Below are 18319 nucleotides of genomic sequence, written 5' to 3'. Positions count from 1 at the left end.
CGGTCACGGCGACCGGAAGCGTTCCTTCATCTCCTCCTCGTAGATGTGCCGCCGGCCTCCGGCGAGCCGCATGCGGATCAGCTCCTCGACCTCCAGGAACGTGCGGCGGTACCCGTCGTCGTACTCCTCGACGATCTGGTACGTCCAGCGTCCCGGCAGCACGTCCCTGCCGAGCAGGTCGCCGCGTATCACGTCCGCCTCACCGTCGTGACCGGCGGCGCGCAGCATCTCCACGGCCTCGGCGAGCATGTTGTGCGCGCGGCCGGTGAGCTGGTGGAACGCGTACAGGTGTCCCCTGGCCCGTTCGGCGGTCTCCAGCGCCTCCGACAGCTTGCCGAGCGCCTCGACGGTCCCGTCGTCCAGCCCCTGCGGCCGGCCGGGCCGCGCCGCCGTCTCGCTCATCGGTGCTCCCCTCCGCCGAGCCGCCGCACCGCGTGGAACGGCGTCGTCCTTCTCTCCTCGGGGTCGGTGCCACCCCAGATGCCGTGTTCCTCGCGCCACCGCACCGCGTACTCCAGGCACGGCGTGCGCACCGGGCAGCGCCGGCAGATCGACTTGGCCCGTTCGTGCTGCGCGTGACCGGGTCCCTTCGCCGAGATGGGGAAGAACAACTCGGGGTCCTCGCCGCGGCAGGCGGCACGGACCAGCCAGGCGATGGCGGGCCCGGCCGGCGGCCGGTGCACCGCGGTGACGGTGTCGTGCATGACCATGGCGATCCCCGTGAGAGTGACGTGGCACGGCCGGCGAGCGGGCCAGCCGACAATCCGCGTGCCCGCTCTGATCACGTTGACACCTGTTTGTGTGATGACTTTGCCACCTCACGTCCGGCTCAGGAATGGCGGAGGGACAACCCTCCGCAGAGGCGCCAAATATCCAGTTTGAAGGGTTGCAGAATGGTATGTCACAGAATTTCGTACTACAGCCCTCTAACAGCACGAAACTACGCGGAACATGCCATTCAGGGCTTGACGAAGATCCTCACCCGCCGAAGACTCCACAGCATCCGCGCGCATCCCCTCAGGGCCGCCCCTCCCCCGCGGCCACGCGCGCCGACCGGAGGAAAACGTTCGATGAGGAACTCTCGCACCGCGAGAACCGTCCGCGCCGCGGAGTTCGGCGCCACCGCCGCGGGCACGCTCCACGTCACCTCCAAGGCCTACGGCCACGAAGGCGGCGACGACGTCACCGTCGCGCTCGCCGCGCGTGCCGCGCCGTCCAGCCCGCTCACCGTCGCGGTGACCGGCAAGGACGTCACCGTCGGGCTCGCCGGTGACGCGGCCGGCGCGGTGTCCAGCACCGCCGCGCAGGTAGTGGCCGCGCTCAACGGCGACGCCGCCGCCTCAGTTCTGGACGGCACCCGGCCCGCCCTCGACTCCCCCAAGAAGGTCGAGGTCCGCACGGCCTGACCTCTCCCGGCGACCCCGCCGGAACCGGCCGGATGACGGTCCCGGCGGGGGGCTCGCGCGTTCGACTCGTGGCGAGGCGATTGGCACGCTTCGTCAACCGGGTGTCGCGGACCGTCAACGACAGCCGGTACTACGACAGCAAGAATCCCCATTAAGCACCAAATCGGCGCACCTGCACACCAGAGCGCCATTATGGACAGGGGATCGGTTATGTCGCTGAAAGGTAAATTCGGATTGACGGGGATCGCTGCGCTGGCATTCGCCGCGTCCCTTGTGACCGCCGGGTCGGCGAATGCCGCCTCGTGGTACAGCGACCCCAACTCGTGTACGGGAGCCGCCACCGCGGTGAGCCGCATCGTCTCCGGCCGCACCATCCAAGTGCGTTACGGGAACTGCGACGGCACGCAGCACGGCTGGGGACGGATCCTGAACTACGACGGGAGCGAGTACATCCGCTTCGAGGTGGACACCAATGGCGACCGCTCTCCGGACGGGTACTCGTACTACCGCGCCGGCAACCGCAACTACACCGCCGGCTATCCGACCAGCAACAGTTCCAGCCGGGCCTTCCGCGCCTGCATGTCGACGGGCCCCTGCAGCAGCGGCAACGCCACGGCCTGGTGGTGAGCCGCATCCGCTGACCGGCCGGTGACCCCGGACCACAGGCCACCGCACACCCACCCGCGGCCGTCGCCGCGGGTGGGTGTTCTCGTGCCGGGAAAGACGAGGCCGGCCGTCGCGTTCCAGGGCCTGACCGCCGGATCGTGCACGGACAGGCAAGGACGTGGCGCGGACAGTCAAGAACCGCGGCGTCCGCGAGCAGACGCTAGTGCCACCGAGCGCCGGATCGGCGTCCGGTGCACGGCCGTCCGCGGAGGGGGAACATCATGCGTCTCACAACGGCCCCGTCGCCCTCAGTGAGCAGAAAGTAACGGTGGCGTACATTGACCGGCCGGTCAATCAAGGATGACTCTCAGGGTCCACGACGCTTTCACGTGCTGGGAGGGAAAGCCGATGGATCTCACGAAGTCCTTGTCCGACGTCGTCGCGTTCCTCGCGGGTCTGGTCGCGGTGGTCGCCGTGTTCGTCTGGGCCAATGGTGTCGCGGACGCCGCGCTGCCGTTGCTGGCGCTCGGGGTGCTGCTGCTGATCTCGGGCCTGTGGGGCCTGCTCGGAGCGGGTGGCGCGAGCCTGTGGGTGACCGCCGCGTTCGGCGCGCTGCTCGTCGTCTCACCCTGGGCCTTCGGGTTCGACGGCACACAGGCCGCGGCGTGGACGGCGTGGCTCGCCGGCGCCGTGACCGTACTCGTCGCACTCTGGACGTCCCTGCAGAACCGCGCCGCCACCCCGACGCGCGTCTGACCGAACCCCCTCAACGGTCCCGGGCCGCACACCGGCCCGGGACCACCCCGGACGGCATCCTCCTCACTCTCCGCGCCGCAGGCCCCGGCCCCGGTGACGCCGCCGCGCAGGACACGCCGACACGCGTCCCGCCGCGGACCACCCCGACGCGCGCCGCATTCCGTCACGCCAAGCCGGCACGCATGTCCTCGTGCGCGACCGGCTGCGTCACTCGCACTCCGCGACCATTCCCGTGCCGGTCTCGCCACGGAACCCACCCTCCCCGGTTCCCGTGGTGACGCCGCGCGCCTGGAGGCCGCCGCGGCCACTGCGGTGGCCCGGCGACCTCCTTTGCCTCCGTCAGCTCGACCTGCTCCTGACCAGCACATCGTGGCCCGGCCGACCGGGCCGGACCACCTGACGAGAGAGATATCTGATGTCCCCATCCCGTAAGCGGGGAGCCGCGTGGAGCGGCCTCCTCATCGGCACCTGCGTCACCGCCGCCACGGCGGCGATGCTCATCGCCGGCCCGGTCCCCGCCTCAGGCGCCGTCCCGGTCCCGACCCCGGCCGCCGCTCCTTTGCCGGGCTCCGCCGCCGTCCCGGCCGTCCTACCGCCGCCTGGCTCCGCCGCCGTCCCGGCCAAGGACGCAGGAGCGGCAGGTCGCGCCGTCGACACCACCCCGCCGAGCGCGCCTGTCGTGCTCGGTCCGACGAACATCTACCACAACACCGCGCTCGGCCTTGTCTGGAAACCGTCGACCGACGACACAGGGGTCGTCGGGTATGAGGTGTACACGTGGACGTACACCTCCCCGGAGAGCGCGACCTTCACCCGCGGCCCGCTGGAGATCGTCTCCTCCACACCCGAGCAGATCATCGGCTACACCCACAGCCTCGTCCCTACGCAGGTCTACCTGGTGTATCTCGTGGCCGTGGACGCGGCCGGCAACAGGAGCCTGCCGAGTCTCCTGACCGCCGGCAGGGCCATGGCGGAACCGCCGATCATCGTGACCCCGACCCCGACACCTCTTCCCGCTCCGCCACTGGCCGAGAACCTGCGTGCCGCGGCGGGCCCGTCCCCCGGGTACGTGTCGCTGACCTGGACCTCCGGCGAAGGCACCACGCCGGACCTGCGGTGGATGGTGTTCCGCCGTTCCTCCACCGACTGGAAGTTCATGGCGTACACCTCGGTCCCGAGCGCCACGGTGGAAATCGGCGGGGATCCGTCGTACACGTTCCAGGTGATGCCACGCGACGTGTACGGCCAGTTCGGCCGCGGCTCCAACCTCGCCACCTACCCCGCTCCTCCATCGAGCCCTTCGCCGTCCGCGACCCCTCCGGCCTGCGCCGTCACCTACAAGGACACCATCTGGAGCAGCGGATTCACCGCGAGCCTCACCGTCAGGAACACCGGCACCACCACGATCGACGGCTGGCGTCTCCGGTTCACCTTCCGGGAGGCCGGCCAGCGCGTGACCAGGGGCTGGTCCGCCGCCTGGACCCAGTCGGGGACGACCGTCACCGCGACCGCCACCAACTGGAACAAGGTCATCAAGCCAGGAAAGTCGCAGATCATCGGCTTCACCGGAACGCACACCGGCACCAACCCGCCGCCGCACTCCTTCACGCTGAACGGAAAGCCTTGCACGGCCGGGTGAGCGTGCGGCCGGCCCACAGGTCCTGCAGATCATCGGCCGCGGCGTGGCCCGCCGGCGCCGTGACCGTTATCGTCGGGCTGTGGACGGCCCTGCGGAACCGCGTGACCACTCCGGCGCACGTGTGATCGAGACCTGGTCCCGGGCCGCGCGCAGGCGGCCCGGGACCGGTACCGGTGTCCCGGCCGCCTCCGGCGACGGTGAGACCTCAGGCGGCGAACGCCGTGACCAGGCGGAACCCGACGCGCGTACGCGCATCCTGAACGCGGCGGAGGAGCTGTTCGCCGGCGGCGGGTACGACGCCACGGCGACGGCCGAGATCGCCAAGCAGGCCGGGGTGCCGAAGGGGCTGGTGTTCCACTACTTCCCTCGCAAGATCGACGTCCTGGCGGCGCTGATCCGTGAGCGGACCGGCATCGAGGAGCTCGGGGACGCGCCGGTGGACGCCGTCCCCGGTGACCCGGCCGGCACGCTGGCCCGGCTGGCGCGGCGGGTGCCGCTGCGGGCCTCCCCCGCGATGCGCCGCATCCTGTTCCGCGAGGCCGACACCCATGGCTTCGTGCGCGACCGGCTGCGTCACCTGAACGCCGAGATCATCCGCCGTGCCGGGTTCGCCTTGGAGCTCACCCTCCCCGGTTCCCGTGGGGACGCCGCGCGCCTGGAGGCCGCGGCGGCGACGTTCGCGGCCGTCCTGCTGTACCAGGAGAACCTCTGCACGCTCACCGGCCACCACATCGACCCCGACATGGTCGCCGACCTGATCGTGCGCGCTCTGGCCTGAACGGGGCCGGTCCTTTTCCGCGCATCCGGATCGGCGGGCCGTACAGCCGGACCGGTGGCACCGGCCGTACGCCGTCCCCGGCGCGTGAAATTTTCAGTCACCTGCGGCGCCGCTCCGCTTGTGACCTGTCCGGTCCGCGGTCCGACCGAGCACATGCGTGGACGATTCCGCGTCAGCGGCGCATGATCAGCGACATACGGTGCATATCACCGGTTCTCGCCCGGGGGGAAGTCCGGCTCGATCCGTCATGCCTGTCACCGGCAGAGCCGCTCATGCCGCTCGGCGTCCGGCGGCACCGTGCCTCCGTCAGCACCACCTGCTCCTGACCGGCACATCATGAGCGGGCCCGCCAAGGTCCGCTCACCTGACGAGAGAGATGCTCATGTTCTTGTCCCGTAACCGCGGGGCCGCGTTACGCGGCTTTCTCATCGGATGCCTCGCCGCGACCGCCACGACGGCCGCGCTCATCGCCGGGCCGGTCCCCGCCTCAGGCGCCGTCCCGCCACCGGGCTCGGCCGCCGTCGCGGCTCCGGTCCTCGGCGCCGCCGCGGCGGGTGCCGCCGACACCACCCGGCCGAGCGAGCCCGGCATGCTCGGCGCGACGAACATCTACCTGAACACCGCGCTCGGCCTCGTCTGGACGCCGTCGACCGACGACACCGGGGTGACCGGGTACGAGGTGTACACCTGGACGTACACCTCACCGGAGAGCGTGACCTTCGCCCGTGGCCCGCTGCAGATCGTCTCCTCCACACCGGAGCGGGTCACCGGCTACACCTACGACCTCGTCCCGGGCCGCCACTACCTGGCGTACGTCGTGGCCGTGGACGCGGCCGGCAACCGCAGCGTGCCGAGCCTGCTGGCCAGGGGGATCGCGATGGCCGAGCCGCCGAGCCCCGGCCCGACCCCCGGACCGGTGATCCCGCCGACCCCGACCGACCTGCGTGCCGGCGGCGGACTCGGCGCGGACTACGCGACGCTGACCTGGACCGGCGGCACGGACTCCACGTCCGGTCTCGTCTGGCAGGTGTTCCGCCGGTCCTCCACCGAATGGAACTACGCGGGGTACAGCTCGCTCCCCCGCACCATGGTGCGGATCGGCACCGAGCCGTCGTACACGTTCCAGGTGGTGACACGTAACGCGGCCGGCTACCTGAGCCTCCCGTCCAACGCCGCGACGTACTCCCCCGCTCCGCAGAGCCCGACCCCGACACCGACACCGACACCGACCCCACCCACCTGCTCGGTCACCTACGAGGTGACCACCTGGGCCAGTGGTTTCGCCGCGAACGTCACCGTCAAGAACATCGGCACGACCGACATCGACGGCTGGCGTCTCGCGTTCGACTTCCCGTCCGCGGCGCAGCACCTGACCCAGGGCTGGTCGGCCGCCTGGGCCCAGTCCGGCACCGGCGTCACCGCGGCCAGCCTGTCCTGGAACAAGACCATCAAGCCCGGCAAGTCCCAGCTGATCGGCCTCATCGGGACGCACACCAGCGCCAACCCGTCCCCTGCCGCCTTCACCGTGAACGGCAGGCCCTGCACGACGGGGTGACCCCCGCCGGAGCCCCGTCCGCCGCGAAGCGGACGGGGCTCCGTCATGGCCGGGTCAGTCCTCGACGTCGAACGGCAGCTTGGGGAAGGGGGCGATCCTCGGCCAGGTGTCGTTCCTCAGCCGGCCCAGGGTGTAGCCGTTCTCCAGCAACTGGGTCACGAAGTACCGCGCGATGATGCCGTACACCGCCTCGGTGGGGTGGGCCAGGTCGCTGGTGGTGATGCGGCGGCGCATGTCCTTGGCGACGGGGTCGGTCTTCGGCTCCGGGGGCAGGCCGGGGTTGTAGAAGACGCGCACCCCCTTGTCCTGGGCCTTCTTGGACAGCTCCCAGGTCTCCAGGTTCTCGCTGACGTAGTCCATCCAGGCGCTCATCTTCACCAGATGGACGTTGGCCGGCGCGTGGCCGCTGACCGGCCACTTGTTGACGAGGCTTTCCAGCATCTCGTTGTAGCGGCGGATGACGGGCTCGATCGTCTTGGCCTGAGGAATCCACGAGGGGTCGCCGAGGCCCTCCATGAACCTGATGGCGTTGTACACGCTCGGCAGGTCGACGATCACGAAGTGGTGGTCCTTCGCCGTCTCACCCAGGCTGGAGTTGATCAGTTCGACCAGGGACTGGATCTCGGCCACGGCGGGGAAGACGCCGACGCCGCCGGAGAGGTCCTTGGGGTTGTTCTGGCTCCACGACAGCCACGAGCTGTAGTCGGCGGTGGACGGCACCGACTTGATCTTGTTCGGGTCGTAGTCGGGCCGGGTGGCGGTGACGAAGTCGTTGAGGCCGATCCAGATGACGTGCAGCGTCGGGCCGCTGAACGCCGTACCCATGATCTTGCGCTGCGCGATGTAGTCCTCGACCTGGCTCCTGAGGTAGGTGAGCGCGCCGAACTTGGGTGACCAGTCGTTGGTGACGATGGCCCCACCCATGGCGTAGTTGACGTACCGGATCTCCTTGAGCGGCTTGGTGGGCTTCTTCTCCGCGTGCAGCATCTCCAGGTACTTGTCGAGCTCCGCCGGCACCTTCGGCTCGACCGGCGCGTCCGGGTCCGCGACCCCGAGCACGGAGTATCCCGACAAGGTGCGGTACGTCGTGGACTTGCCGATCGACAGGTCGCGGTTGCCCCACATGAGTGTCTCGCCGGTGGACCACTCGACGAGGAAGTCGGCCCAGTTCTTGCCGTCGCTGAACCGTCCCGTCTCGTTGACGCGCATCGCGCGGAACAGCCGGCCGAGCTCACCGGTGGGCCACAGCCATTTGTTCCCGATGTCGGACATGCTGTCGCCGAGAACGACGACGTTCTTGATGTCGACCATTTTCTCCCCAAAAGCGAAGGTGTGCCTGCCGCCGAGACTTGGAACGGTCCGGAAAAATCGCAAGACGAAGATGGACATGCGGAAAGTGCGAGCGTATGGCCCTTCCGGAGGCCGATGTCCCGAGATACACACCTTAGAGCGCAAATCAACCGACCAATAGGGTTTTAGCCCTTCGGAATGCCGCCGTCCGAAGGAGGCGGAATGGTTGCCTACCGAAAGTCGGTGTGATATCGCGACGCAGCACCACGCCGAATTGCAGTCATTTGTCAGCTCCACATACCTTTATAGATAAACGAGGCATCTGTCCCGATAAGGTGGTGCGGTGGAAGATCTGACCCCGCTGTTCCGTCTGGCCGCCGACCACGCCGCCAGGTACCGGCGTTCGCTGCGTGACCGGCCGGTCGGCATACCCGCCGACCAGGACGAGCTGACCCGCGCCTTCTCCGGCCCGCTCCCCACCACGTCGACACCCCCCGAGCAGGTCCTCACCGACCTGATCGCCACCGCCGAACCGGGCCTGGTCGCGAGCGCGGGCCCCCGTTACTTCGGCTTCGTGACCGGCGGCGCCACCCCGGCGTCGACGGCCGCCGACATGCTCGCCACCGCCTGGGACCAGTTCGCGACCACCGCCGTCTCCTCCCCCGCCGCCATCGCCGCCGAGACCGCCGCCGGCACGTGGCTGAAAGACCTGCTCGGCATCCCCGCGTCCGCCACGACCGGTTTCGTCACCGGCTGCCAGGCCGCCAACACCGTCGGCCTCGCCGCCGCCAGGCACCACGTCCTGCGCCAGGCCGGCTGGGACGTCGAACGGCGCGGCCTGCTCGGAGCCCCGCCGATCCGGGTCGTCGCCGGCGAGGAACGCCACGCCACCATCGACCGATCCCTGCGCCTGCTCGGCCTCGGCTCCGACGTCGTGGAACCCGTGGCCGCCGACGCCAACGGCGCGATCGACCCCGCCTCACTGCACGAGGTCCTCCGCACCGCCTCCCCCGGCCCCCTCATCGTGTGCCTCCAGGCAGGCAACGTGAACACCGGCGCCTGCGACCCCTTGAGAGAGGCCACCGACCTGGCCCGCCGCCACGGCGCCTGGGTCCACGTCGACGGCGCCTTCGGCCTGTGGGCCGCCGCGAGCCCCGCGACCCGCCACCTGGTGGACGGCGTCGAGCTGGCCGACTCGTGGGCCTGCGACGGCCACAAATGGCTCAACGTCCCGTACGACTCGGCCTTCGCCTTCTGCGCGCACCCCGCCGCGCACACCGCCGCCATGTCCTACACCGCCGCCTACCTCGCCGGCTCCGACGGCCCCCCGGCAGGCGCGGCCCTCACCCCCGAATCCTCCCGCCGGGCCCGCGGCTTCGCCGTCTGGTCGGCCCTGCGCGAACTCGGCCGCGACGGCGTCACCTCCCTGGTCGATCGCTGCTGCGCACTGGCCCGCCGCTTCGCCACCGGCCTCACCGCCGCCGGATTCGAGGTCGCCAACGACGTCGTCCTCAACCAGGTCCTGGTGAACTTCGGCGACGACACACGCACCGACGACGTGGTCCGCGCCGTCCAGTCCGACGGCACCTGCTGGACCGGCGCCACCACCTGGCGAGGCCGCCGCCACATGCGCATCTCCGTCTCCAACGCCACCACGACCGAGACGGACGTCGACCGCTCCATCGCCGCCATCATCCGTCTCGCCGCCTGAGCCTCCGCGTGTGGCGTCTCCCATGGGACGGCCCGCGGGGGTTGTCAGGCCGTCCCTGACGTCGCTACCCTACGTCAGGAATGACCTGACAAGGAGGCGTGACATGGCCACCAGCAGCGTCGAGGAACTGCGTTGCTCGTTCTGCAGCAAGCCCCGCACCGAGGTCGGCCAGCTCGTCGCCGGACCCGGGGTCTACATCTGCGACCAGTGCGTCAGCCTCGCCGACACCGTCATCGGCGAGCACCGCGACAAGAAGGCCGACCCCCGCCTGCCGACGTGGGAGTCCCTGACCGACGAGCAGATGCTCGACCACATCCCCCGCGTCGTCGCCGTGGTGAACCAGGTCGAGACCGACCTGCGCTCCTGGGTCCAGGAACTGCGGCGCCGCGGCGTCACCTGGGCCAGGATCGGTGAGGCGCTCGGCATGACGCGGCAGAGCGCATGGGAACGGTTCTCCGGCGAGGAGTGAGGTTCCTGTCCTTCCCTCAAGCGCCGGTGTGGATGTGAGAGGCCCACGCGGTGGGGGTCGTGGGGTCGCCGGCGCGGATGGCCCGGACGGTGTGGTGCAGCGCGAACGCCGCCTCGGCGGTGTCGAGGGTGCCGTCCGGGGTGAGTGCGGTGTAGAAGGCGGTGGCCACGAGCGTGGCGAGGGTGCTGTTGACGCGCCACAGGGTGGCGATGACGTGGGGAAACCCGGCGAGCTGGAACGCGGAGGCGAGGTGGATGGCCTCGTCCAGGAGATGCGTCGTGGTGGTGACGCCGGTGCTGCAGGCCGAGATGTAGGCGAGGCGGGCCTGATCCAGGGCCAGCGGGGCCAGCGCGGTGACGGTCAGGGGGTCGGTGCGGTCGTCGCCGAGCAGGAGGTGGCTGCTGGAGGGGTCGGTGGGGTCGCTGTAGCCGTGGCAGGCGAGGTGAGCGACCTGGGCTTCCGGCAGGTGGCTGAGGACGGTGGCCGTGGTGGGGGCCGGGAGCGGCGTCAGGCCGGGAAGGGCTTTCAGTACCTTTCCGGCTTCGGTGACGGCGCCTTCGAGGGTCGGCGTGGCGGCGACGAGACCCCGGTGAGGTGGGCTGGTACGGGTGGTGGTGCGTCGGCGTGCGTGGTGCAGCGCGCCGACGGTGGGGGTGTACGAGGAGACGACGCGGTCGATGACGGCGCGGTGGCGCGGGTCGTCCTGCCGTGAGTGGTGGCCCGCGGCATGGATGGGGAGCAGTCCGAGCAGTCCGCCTGGGGCCCACCACACGCGGGGCCATGGCGTGCCGGGCCGGGGTGGGTGGTGGTGGCCGAGCGCGGTCAGCACAGGTCCGGCGGCGGCCTCCCACAGCCAGGACAGGACGTCCAGGATCGGCTGCTGCGCGGCGGCGCGGCCGGCTGACGAGGTGTCGCGGTCGGTGGCGATGCGCAGAGCCTCGTAGAAGGTGGTGATCTTGCTGGTCAGGGTGTCGTGGGTGAGTGCGGGGAGCTCCAGCGCGGTGATGCCGTCCCCGGTGAGGAGCAGTGCGTCGCTGCGGTGCGAGCTGACGGAGAAGACCACGACGGGACCGGACGTGGCCTGGGACAGCAGCTGTTCGGTGGTGGGAGGCAAGGCGAAGGTGCCGAAGCCGTCGAGGGTACGGATGTGGTCGAGCAGGTCGGCGAACTCCTTGGCCACGTGCCGTCTTTCCCGCTGTCCCGGCGGAGGTGCGGGCTGCGCCGGTCGCGCCGCCGGGGAAGCCGGGGGTTCCGGCAGGAGGAACCGGGGTGAGGCCGGTCGGTCGAGGATGTCGCGCAGGCCGGTGAAGCGAGCGGCCGGACCGGGGTGACGTTCGCGCAAGGCGGTCAGGTCGTCGCGGGTGCGCAGGCCCTGACTGAGGAGGACGGCACGCGCCGCTTCCAGGAGGCGGAGGGCTCGGGTGGCGCGGCCGGCCGGTGGCTCCGAGGGGTCGGACAGGGCCAGGGCCGCGGCGTCGGCGGCCAGGCCGGGGAGAGCACCGATGGCGTACTGCCGATCGGAGCGTTCCAGCCGGCGAGGAGCCACCTGAGGCAGGAGTTCCACGGCCTTCTCCAGCAAGGCGGCGGCGTGAGCCGGGTCCGAGGACGCACACAGCGAGGCCCCGGCCTGAGCCGCGAGAATCCTCACCGACGGAGCGGCGGACAGCACACCGGCGACGTCCGCGACACCTGCCGCGTCGGCAGAGCCGGCGGCGTCCGTGGCACCGGCTGCCGTGGTACCGGTCGCGTCCGTCGCACCGGCCGTCGTGACACCGGCGGTCGTGACAATGGCCGTCGTGACATTGGCCGTCGTGACATCCGTCGCGCCGGTGATGCCGGCGGCCCGGGTGTACGAGGACACCGCCTCGTCGCGGTCTTCGAGAGCGCCGGTGCGCTGGAAACGGGCCTGCAAGGCGCTGCCGAGGTTGTGGTGATGCATCGCCAGGCCGGGGTGGCCGGCCGGGGTGGCCTGTACCGCCTGACGGGCCGCATCGACCGCTCCGTCCAGGTCCGCCACTGCGCCGGTGGACTCGGCGCGAGCCTGGAGCATCATCCCCAGGCTGTTCAGGTACATGGCACGGTCGGGGTGACCCACAGGGGTGGCCCGCACCGCCTGCCGCTGCGCGTCCACGGCCTCCTCCAGGTCCGCCGCCGTCCCGGTGCGGCCGAAGCGGACCAGCAGCGCTCCCCCCAGGTTGCCGAGCCGTCCGGCACGGTCGGGGTGAGCGTCGGGGGTGGCGTGCACCGCGAGACGTCCGAAGGCGATCGCCTCGTCCACGTCCCCCGCCGCTCCGGTCCGTTCGGCACGGACCAGCAGCGCGCTCGCCAGATTATTGGCCCGTCCCGCGCGGCCGGGGTGATTGTCGGCGGTGGCTCGTACCGCGTCCCGCAGCGATCGGACCGCCTCCTCCAGGTCCCCGAGCGCACCGGTGCGTTCGAACCGGACCCGCAGCGCCGTCCCCGCGTTGTTCAGACGCCGCGCCTGATCGGGATGGCCCTCCGGAGTGGCCCGCACGGCCTCACGCTGCATGTCGGCCGCGGTGTCGAGGTCGTCCAGCACCCCGGTGCGCTCGAAGCGGACCTGCAGCGCGCTGCCGAGGTTGCTCAGGAACATCGCACGGTCGGCATGACCGGCAGGGGTCTCCCGCACGGCCTGACGTGCCACGTCGATGGCCTCGTCCAGATCGCTCGTCTCGCCGGTGCGCCAGAACCGGGTGACCAGCGCGTTCCCGAGGTTGTTCATGCAGATGCCGCGATCGGTGCGACCGGCGGGAATGGCCGCCATCGCCGCACGCAGCCACCGGATCGCCTCCTCCAGATCCACCCCCGACCCACTGCGTCCGGACCTGAGCCACAGCGCGCTCCCGAGGTTGCTCAGCCGCGCGGCACGGCCGGGGTCACCGTCGGGGCTCGCCTCCACCGCCTCCCGCAGCGCGCCGATCGCGGCATCCAGGTCGGCCGCCGACCCGCTGGCCCTGGCGCGGACCCACTGCGCGTTCCCCAGGTTGTTCAGATACATGGCACGCTCAGGGTTCCCGACGGGAGCGGCCGCCACCGCGCGGCGTCCCAGCTCGGCCGCCTCCTCCACGTCCGCCGTCACCCCGGTCTTGTCGAACCGCACCAGCAACGCGCTCCCGAGGTTGCTCAGCCGTCCGGCGTGATCGGGGTGTCCCTCCGGGGTGGCCCGCACCGCCTTACGTCCGAGTTCGACCGCCTCGTCGAGCCCTCCGACGTCCCCGGTCCGCTGGGACCTGAGCTCCAGCGCGCTCCCCAGGTTGCTGACGTACATGACGTGCCGGGGGTCGTCAGCGGGCCCTGTCGCCACCGCCTCCCGCAGCCACCGGATCGCCTCCTCCAGGTCCGCCGCCGACCTGGTGTTCACGTACCGGAGCCGCATCGCGATCCCCATGGCGTTCAGCCGCGCCGCGTGGTCGGGGTGTCCGGCCGGGGTGGTGGCGATGACGCGCCGCCACAACGGGATCACGACCGTGAGCGTCGCCGGGTCGGCGGAATCCAGGACCCGCTGAAGGACGTCCGTGGCCAGGTGCGCCGCCTGGTCGGCCAGGATCGGCAGCAGCGCGTCAGGCAGAGGTCCGGTGTCCGTGACGAAACAGGCGGTGAACATGTCGACCGCCGCCTCCAGATCGGCCCGGTTCCGCTCCTCCGGCAGCGCCAGATGCCGCCGCCAGTGCACCCAGCCGAGCAGATTCATGACCGGCGGATCACCCTCAGCGTCGAGCGTCCCGGCCAGCCGACTGGCCTGCTCCGCGACCTCCTGCTCCAGCAGCGGCGCCGGATCCCGCGTTGCGGCCACAAGATCCAGACGCCGCTGTAAGGCATGCGCAAGCTCATCCCGGTCCGCCATATGCCCTCCCCGGCCACGCACTCAAAGTGATACATATACCACTATGAGTACGCAGGGCCATGCCGTCTGACGAAGGCGGCCTGAGAGTTCCTCCGACCGGACCTGGCCCCGGACAGCGGCGTACCTCGACCGGACCACCTTCTACCGGAAGGCGTCGACGTTCCGGCGGGCCCACTCGGCGAAGGTGCGAGGCGCGCGGCCGAGGACGTGCTCGACGTCCGGGCTGACGCGCAGCTCGGCGGCATTGGGTTCGCCGAGGACGGCCAGTGAGGTCTCCACGACCGGCTCCGGCATGAACGCCGTCATCCGCGCGTACGCCTCGGCGCGTGTCAGTTCCACGAACCGTACAGGCTCGCCGAGGGCCGCGCCGATCGCCTCGGCCTGCCGGCGAGGGGTGACGGCGGCCGGGCCGGTCAGCTCGTAGACGCGACCGGTGTGCTCGTCCTTGCGCAGGGCCACGGCCGCGACCTCCGCGATGTCGTCGGGGTCGATGAGCGGCAGACCGACATCGCCGTACGGCGCGGCGACCGTGCGCTCGGCGCGTACCGACCCGGTCCAGGCGTAGGCGTTGGACGCGAAGGCGCCGGCACGCAGGATCGTCCACGTCAGACCGGACTCGCGTACCGCGTCCTCGATGGCCCGCATGACACCGCCGTGCGAGGGTGACTCCGGCCTGGTCGCCACACCTTGCGACGACAGCAGCACCACACGCCGTATCCCCACGTCCTTCGCCACGTCCACGATGGCCCTCGGGTCGAGCCCGTGACCACCCGCGCCGCCGTCGTGCAGGAAAAGAGCCTCGGCCCCGTCGAAGGCCGGCCGCAGGCTCTCCGGCTCGGCGAGATCGGCCCGTACGTGCCTGGCCCCGTGCGGCAGATCCACCGGAGCCTTCCCCCGCGACACCGCCGTCACCCGCTCCCCCGCCTCCGCCAGGGCCCGCACCAACGGCCGGCCGACGTTCCCGGTCGCACCCGTCACCACCATCATGATCCGACTCCTCTTGTCGAGCTTTCTCGCGACGACGGCGACGCTAACAGCCTCGATATAGTAGGTACCTAGAAGAAAGTGACTAACCACCAGGGGTGCACAGTGACCAGACCGGTGTTCGACGCCACCACCGACCCCGAGCTGGCCTGTCCCATCTCCCCTGTCGTCGACATGGTGTTCAGCCGTTGGACCACCCCGATCCTCTGGACCCTCCACACCTTCGGCCGCCAGCGATTCGTCGAACTGGAGCGCCGCATCACCACCATCACCCCCAAGGTCCTCACCCAACGCCTCCGCCAACTCGAACGCGACGGCCTGATCACCCGCACCTACCACCCCGAGATCCCCCCGCGCGTCGAATACGAGATCAGCGACATCGGCCGCAGCCTCGGCCCCCTCTTCGCCCACCTCGCCGACTGGGCCGACACCAACCTCGGCCACGTCGAACGGGCCCGCCGGCACTACGACGACGCTGCCGGGGCCGCGGTCTCGGCGGCCGGCCGGTCAAGGTGAGGTGCCGCCGACGTCGGCCGGCGCGGTTGCCGTACCGCGAGAGGACTCAGTGGGGGAACAGGCCGCTGTAGGCGTTGAGAGCGGGTTGGCCGCCGAGGTGTGCGTACAGGACGGTTGAGGTGGTGGGGATCTCGCCGGTGGTGATGAGGTCGATGAGTCCTGCCATGGATTTGCCCTCGTACACCGGGTCGATGATCATGCCTTCGAGGCGGCCGGTGAGGCGGATGGCGTCGAGGGTGGAGGCGACGGGGATGCCGTAGCGGTCGCCGGCCCAGCCGGGGAGGACGGTGATCTCGTCGGCGCGCAGGGGACGCCGGACGCCGATGAGGTCGGCGGTGGCGGTGGCGATGCGGGTGATCTGGTCGCGGGTTTCGTCGATCTTGGCGCTGGCGTCGATGCCGAGGACGCGGCGGGGGCGGCCGCCGGCTTCCTCCAGGGCCGCGAAGCCGGCGATCATGCCGGCCTGGGTGGAGCCGGTGACCGAGCAGACGACGATGGTGTCGAAGAAGACGCCGAGGTCGCGTTCCTGGCGTTCCAGCTCGTGGGCCCAGCCGGCGAAGCCGAGGCCGCCGAGGGGGTGGTCGGAGGCTCCTGCGGGGATGGGGTACGGGGTGCCGCCGCGGGCTTCGACGTCCTCGACGGCGCGGGTCCAGGACTCCTTGACGCCGATGCCGAAGCCGGACGGGTCGAGGCGGACCTCGGCACCCATGATGCGGCTCAGCATGATGTTGCCGACGCGGTCGTTGACGCAGTCGGGCCAGTCGACCCAGTTCTCCTGCACCAGGACGGCTTTCAGGCCGAGGGACGCGGCGACGGCGGCGACCTGGCGGGTGTGGTTGGACTGGTAGCCGCCGATCGACACCAGCGTGTCGGCACCCTTGGCGAGCGCGTCGGGGACGATGTACTCCAGTTTGCGGGTCTTGTTGCCGCCGTAGGCGAGGCCGGCGTTGCAGTCCTCGCGTTTGGCCCAGATCGACGCGCCGCCGAGATGGGTGGTCAGGCGTGGCAGCGGGTGGACCGGGCTCGGGCCGTAGAGCAGCGGATGGCGGGGGAAGTCGGTGAGGGCCACGGTCACTCCTCTGTGGCCGGCAGGGACCGCCAGGTGTCGAAGGCGACAACCGCGGCCTTCTCGGCGTCTCCGGCGGCGCAGAGACGGATGAGCTCGTCGTGGCGTGCGATCGAGGCGCGTCCGCCGAGGGTGGAGAAGCGTAGCCGTTCCGCGCGACGCAGCACGGGGGTGAACTGGTCGAGGACGGTGGCCAGCGCACGGTTCGCGACGACGGCCACCGGGACCGCGTGGAGGTCGTCGTCGGCGCGCAGGGCCTCCTCGACGTCACCGCGCTCGACCGCGGCACGGAAGCGGCGGTTCGCGGCGCGCATGGCGTCCAGATCCGCCTCGGTGAGGCTCGCCACCGCCTCTCGCACGGCCACCTCGTGCATCGCGGCGACCACGTCGCGCGCGTCGCGGACGTCGCGCAGGGCCAGCGAGCTGACGGTCGTGGACCGGCCCGGCCTGGCCTCGACGAGGCCGGCGTCGGCCAGTCGCAGCATCGCCTCGCGTACCGGGGTGCGGCTGACTCCGAGCCAGGTCGCGAGCTCCATGTCCCGCAACTGCTCACCGGGGGCGAACACGCCGTGCACGATGGCGTCGCGCAGGTGGTGGTAGACGCTGTCGCGGAGGAGGTGCCGGTCGATCACCGGCGTGTTCCTGGGGATGGGCATGCAATATATTGCACCCTACCCTTCGACGTTTCGCAAGTTCAGACGGCTCTTGACCGCATGGATGCGATGTGCAATATATTGCATATAGATGGCCGTGAGCCGTGGAGCGGCGCGAATCCACGGCACCGAGATCGGCCTCTCTGTCGACCTGTCCCGCGTCCGCCGCCGGCGGGGCTCTCGATCGTCGCCGCGGGGCCACGTCCGCGGCACACGTCCCGGCGGCTTCAAGCCGTCCAGCCACCGAAGGGCCGTACCCATGAACACCACTGCCTTCGAGTCCGTGCAGCCGGCCGCCCCCACCATCGTTCTGGTCCACGGCGCGTTCGCCGATTCCTCGTCGTGGAACGGCGTGATCGCCGACCTCCGGCATCGCGGCCATGAGGTCGTCGCCGTCGCCAACCCGCTGCGCGGGCTGCGGGAGGACGCCGCCTACCTGCGCAGCGTCCTGGACGCGCAGCCGGGCCCCGTCGTGGTCGCCGGCCACTCCTACGGCGGTTCGGTGATGAGCGAGGCCGCCGACGGCGCCGACGGCGTCGTGGCGCTCGTCTACATCGCCAGTTTCGCCCTGGAACCCGGTGAGAGCACCGCCGAACTGGCCGCCAGGTTCCCCGGAGGCGAACTCGGCCCCGCCCTCGCCCCTGTGCCGTTCCCCCTTCCCGGCGGCGGCTCGGGCTCCGACCTCTACATCCGGCAGGACCGTTTCCACGCGGTGTTCGCCGCCGACGTCGACCCGGACGTCGCCGCGCTGATGGCCGCCACCCAGCGGCCGATCGCGGCGTCCGCGCTGCAGGACACCGCCACCAGGGCGGCGTGGACGTCCATCCCGTCCTGGACCATGATCACCACTCAGGATCTGGCCATCCCGGCGGAGTCGATGCGCTTCATGGCCCGACGCGCCGGATCCGCCACCATCGAGATCGACGCCTCCCACGCCGTCACCGTCTCCCAGCCGCACGCCGTGGCCGGCCTCATCGGCGAAGCCGCACGAGTCGCCGTTTCGCGCGCCGCCTAGAGCCCGCCGT

General features: G+C 70.9%; 17 protein-coding genes. 10 read left to right on the top strand and 7 right to left on the bottom strand.

Going from position 1 to position 18319, the window contains the following annotated elements; genetic code table 11:
- Positions 1-3 precede the first annotated feature (3 nt).
- Together BJ992_RS15540 and BJ992_RS15535 are read right to left on the bottom strand one after the other, a co-directional pair.
- Complete coding sequence (locus BJ992_RS15540) at positions 4-402, bottom strand: hypothetical protein (protein WP_184981613.1); 399 nt, start codon at positions 400-402, stop codon at positions 4-6.
- Positions 399-704 carry a WhiB family transcriptional regulator gene (locus BJ992_RS15535; protein WP_221475478.1) on the bottom strand — a complete coding sequence of 102 codons (306 nt, stop codon included), beginning with the start codon at positions 702-704 and terminating at the stop codon, positions 399-401. Before BJ992_RS15535 ends, BJ992_RS15540 begins: the two co-directional genes overlap by 4 nt.
- A gap of 366 nt (positions 705-1070) precedes the next feature.
- On the opposite strand from BJ992_RS15535, the gene BJ992_RS15530 reads away from it, so the two are divergent.
- From BJ992_RS15530 to BJ992_RS15505, 6 genes are all read left to right on the top strand, one after another.
- A complete protein-coding gene (locus tag BJ992_RS15530) occupies positions 1071-1406 on the top strand; it encodes a hypothetical protein (protein ID WP_184981611.1) in 336 nt (111 codons plus the stop codon).
- 234 nt (positions 1407-1640) lie between these two features.
- On the top strand, positions 1641-2033 hold the full coding sequence (locus BJ992_RS15525; protein WP_184981609.1) for a hypothetical protein: 393 nt from the start codon (positions 1641-1643) through the stop codon (positions 2031-2033).
- Positions 2034-2420: 387 nt separating this feature from the next.
- A complete protein-coding gene (locus BJ992_RS15520; RefSeq protein ID WP_184981607.1) occupies positions 2421-2768 on the top strand; it encodes an SPW repeat protein in 348 nt (115 codons plus the stop codon).
- A 415-nt stretch (positions 2769-3183) separates the two neighbouring features.
- Positions 3184-4407, top strand: a complete 1224-nt coding sequence (locus BJ992_RS15515) for a cellulose-binding domain-containing protein (protein WP_184981605.1) — start codon at positions 3184-3186, stop codon at positions 4405-4407.
- Positions 4408-4486: 79 nt separating this feature from the next.
- Positions 4487-5185, top strand: coding sequence for a TetR/AcrR family transcriptional regulator (locus BJ992_RS15510; protein WP_343072678.1), 699 nt, complete (start codon positions 4487-4489; stop codon positions 5183-5185).
- A gap of 388 nt (positions 5186-5573) precedes the next feature.
- Positions 5574-6740: a cellulose binding domain-containing protein gene (locus tag BJ992_RS15505; RefSeq protein ID WP_184981603.1), complete on the top strand. Its 1167-nt coding sequence runs from the start codon at positions 5574-5576 to the stop codon at positions 6738-6740.
- Positions 6741-6794: 54 nt separating this feature from the next.
- Here the strand turns inward: BJ992_RS15505 and BJ992_RS15500 are convergent, their stop codons facing one another.
- Complete coding sequence (locus BJ992_RS15500) at positions 6795-8051, bottom strand: SGNH/GDSL hydrolase family protein (RefSeq protein WP_184981601.1); 1257 nt, start codon at positions 8049-8051, stop codon at positions 6795-6797.
- A gap of 322 nt (positions 8052-8373) precedes the next feature.
- On the opposite strand from BJ992_RS15500, the gene BJ992_RS15495 reads away from it, so the two are divergent.
- Both BJ992_RS15495 and BJ992_RS15490 read left to right on the top strand, forming a co-directional pair.
- Entirely contained in the window at positions 8374-9741 is a 1368-nt protein-coding gene (locus tag BJ992_RS15495; RefSeq protein ID WP_184981599.1) for an aminotransferase class V-fold PLP-dependent enzyme, read from the top strand.
- 103 nt (positions 9742-9844) lie between these two features.
- Positions 9845-10210 (top strand): ClpX C4-type zinc finger protein, encoded by a 366-nt coding sequence (locus BJ992_RS15490; protein ID WP_184981597.1) that lies wholly within the window; start codon positions 9845-9847, stop codon positions 10208-10210.
- Positions 10211-10226: 16 nt separating this feature from the next.
- Here the strand turns inward: BJ992_RS15490 and BJ992_RS34290 are convergent, their stop codons facing one another.
- Positions 10227-14024: a CHAT domain-containing protein gene (locus BJ992_RS34290; RefSeq protein ID WP_184981595.1), complete on the bottom strand. Its 3798-nt coding sequence runs from the start codon at positions 14022-14024 to the stop codon at positions 10227-10229.
- A gap of 192 nt (positions 14025-14216) precedes the next feature.
- On the bottom strand, positions 14217-15062 hold the full coding sequence (locus tag BJ992_RS15480; RefSeq protein WP_184981593.1) for an NAD(P)H-binding protein: 846 nt from the start codon (positions 15060-15062) through the stop codon (positions 14217-14219).
- Between the two features lie 102 nt (positions 15063-15164).
- Here BJ992_RS15480 and BJ992_RS15475 point away from each other — a divergent pair, with 102 nt between their 5' ends.
- The gene (locus tag BJ992_RS15475) at positions 15165-15575 is read left to right on the top strand and encodes a winged helix-turn-helix transcriptional regulator (RefSeq protein ID WP_343072677.1); all 411 of its coding nucleotides are present in this window, start codon (positions 15165-15167) and stop codon (positions 15573-15575) included.
- Positions 15576-15621: 46 nt separating this feature from the next.
- On the opposite strand, the gene BJ992_RS15470 is transcribed toward BJ992_RS15475, so the two are convergent.
- Complete coding sequence (locus BJ992_RS15470; RefSeq protein ID WP_184981591.1) at positions 15622-16644, bottom strand: 1-aminocyclopropane-1-carboxylate deaminase; 1023 nt, start codon at positions 16642-16644, stop codon at positions 15622-15624.
- A 2-nt stretch (positions 16645-16646) separates the two neighbouring features.
- The gene (locus BJ992_RS15465; protein ID WP_184981589.1) at positions 16647-17297 is read right to left on the bottom strand and encodes a GntR family transcriptional regulator; all 651 of its coding nucleotides are present in this window, start codon (positions 17295-17297) and stop codon (positions 16647-16649) included.
- Between the two features lie 256 nt (positions 17298-17553).
- Between BJ992_RS15465 and BJ992_RS15460 the strand changes: the two genes are divergently transcribed.
- On the top strand, positions 17554-18309 hold the full coding sequence (locus tag BJ992_RS15460; RefSeq protein ID WP_184981587.1) for an alpha/beta fold hydrolase: 756 nt from the start codon (positions 17554-17556) through the stop codon (positions 18307-18309).
- The last annotated feature ends 10 nt before the right edge of the window (positions 18310-18319 follow it).

This window comes from Sphaerisporangium rubeum (genome assembly GCF_014207705.1).
GTDB classification, from domain to species: Bacteria; Actinomycetota; Actinomycetes; order Streptosporangiales; family Streptosporangiaceae; genus Sphaerisporangium; species Sphaerisporangium rubeum.
This window is presented reverse-complemented; position numbering and strand designations above follow the sequence as displayed.

Excerpts from the sequence above, each read along its gene's own strand:
- BJ992_RS15515 (WP_184981605.1), top strand. The coding sequence starts at position 3,184 with ATGTCCCCATCCCGTAAGCGGGGAGCCGCGTGGAGCGGCCTCCTCATC.
- BJ992_RS15530 (WP_184981611.1), top strand. The coding sequence starts at position 1,071 with ATGAGGAACTCTCGCACCGCGAGAACCGTCCGCGCCGCGGAGTTCGGC.
- BJ992_RS15480 (WP_184981593.1), bottom strand. The coding sequence starts at position 15,062 with ATGATGGTGGTGACGGGTGCGACCGGGAACGTCGGCCGGCCGTTGGTG.
- BJ992_RS15500 (WP_184981601.1), bottom strand. The coding sequence starts at position 8,051 with ATGGTCGACATCAAGAACGTCGTCGTTCTCGGCGACAGCATGTCCGAC.
- BJ992_RS15540 (WP_184981613.1), bottom strand. The coding sequence starts at position 402 with ATGAGCGAGACGGCGGCGCGGCCCGGCCGGCCGCAGGGGCTGGACGAC.
- BJ992_RS15520 (WP_184981607.1), top strand. The coding sequence starts at position 2,421 with ATGGATCTCACGAAGTCCTTGTCCGACGTCGTCGCGTTCCTCGCGGGT.
- BJ992_RS15490 (WP_184981597.1), top strand. The coding sequence starts at position 9,845 with ATGGCCACCAGCAGCGTCGAGGAACTGCGTTGCTCGTTCTGCAGCAAG.
- BJ992_RS15460 (WP_184981587.1), top strand. The coding sequence starts at position 17,554 with ATGAACACCACTGCCTTCGAGTCCGTGCAGCCGGCCGCCCCCACCATC.
- BJ992_RS15465 (WP_184981589.1), bottom strand. The coding sequence starts at position 17,297 with ATGCCCATCCCCAGGAACACGCCGGTGATCGACCGGCACCTCCTCCGC.
- BJ992_RS15535 (WP_221475478.1), bottom strand. The coding sequence starts at position 704 with ATGCACGACACCGTCACCGCGGTGCACCGGCCGCCGGCCGGGCCCGCC.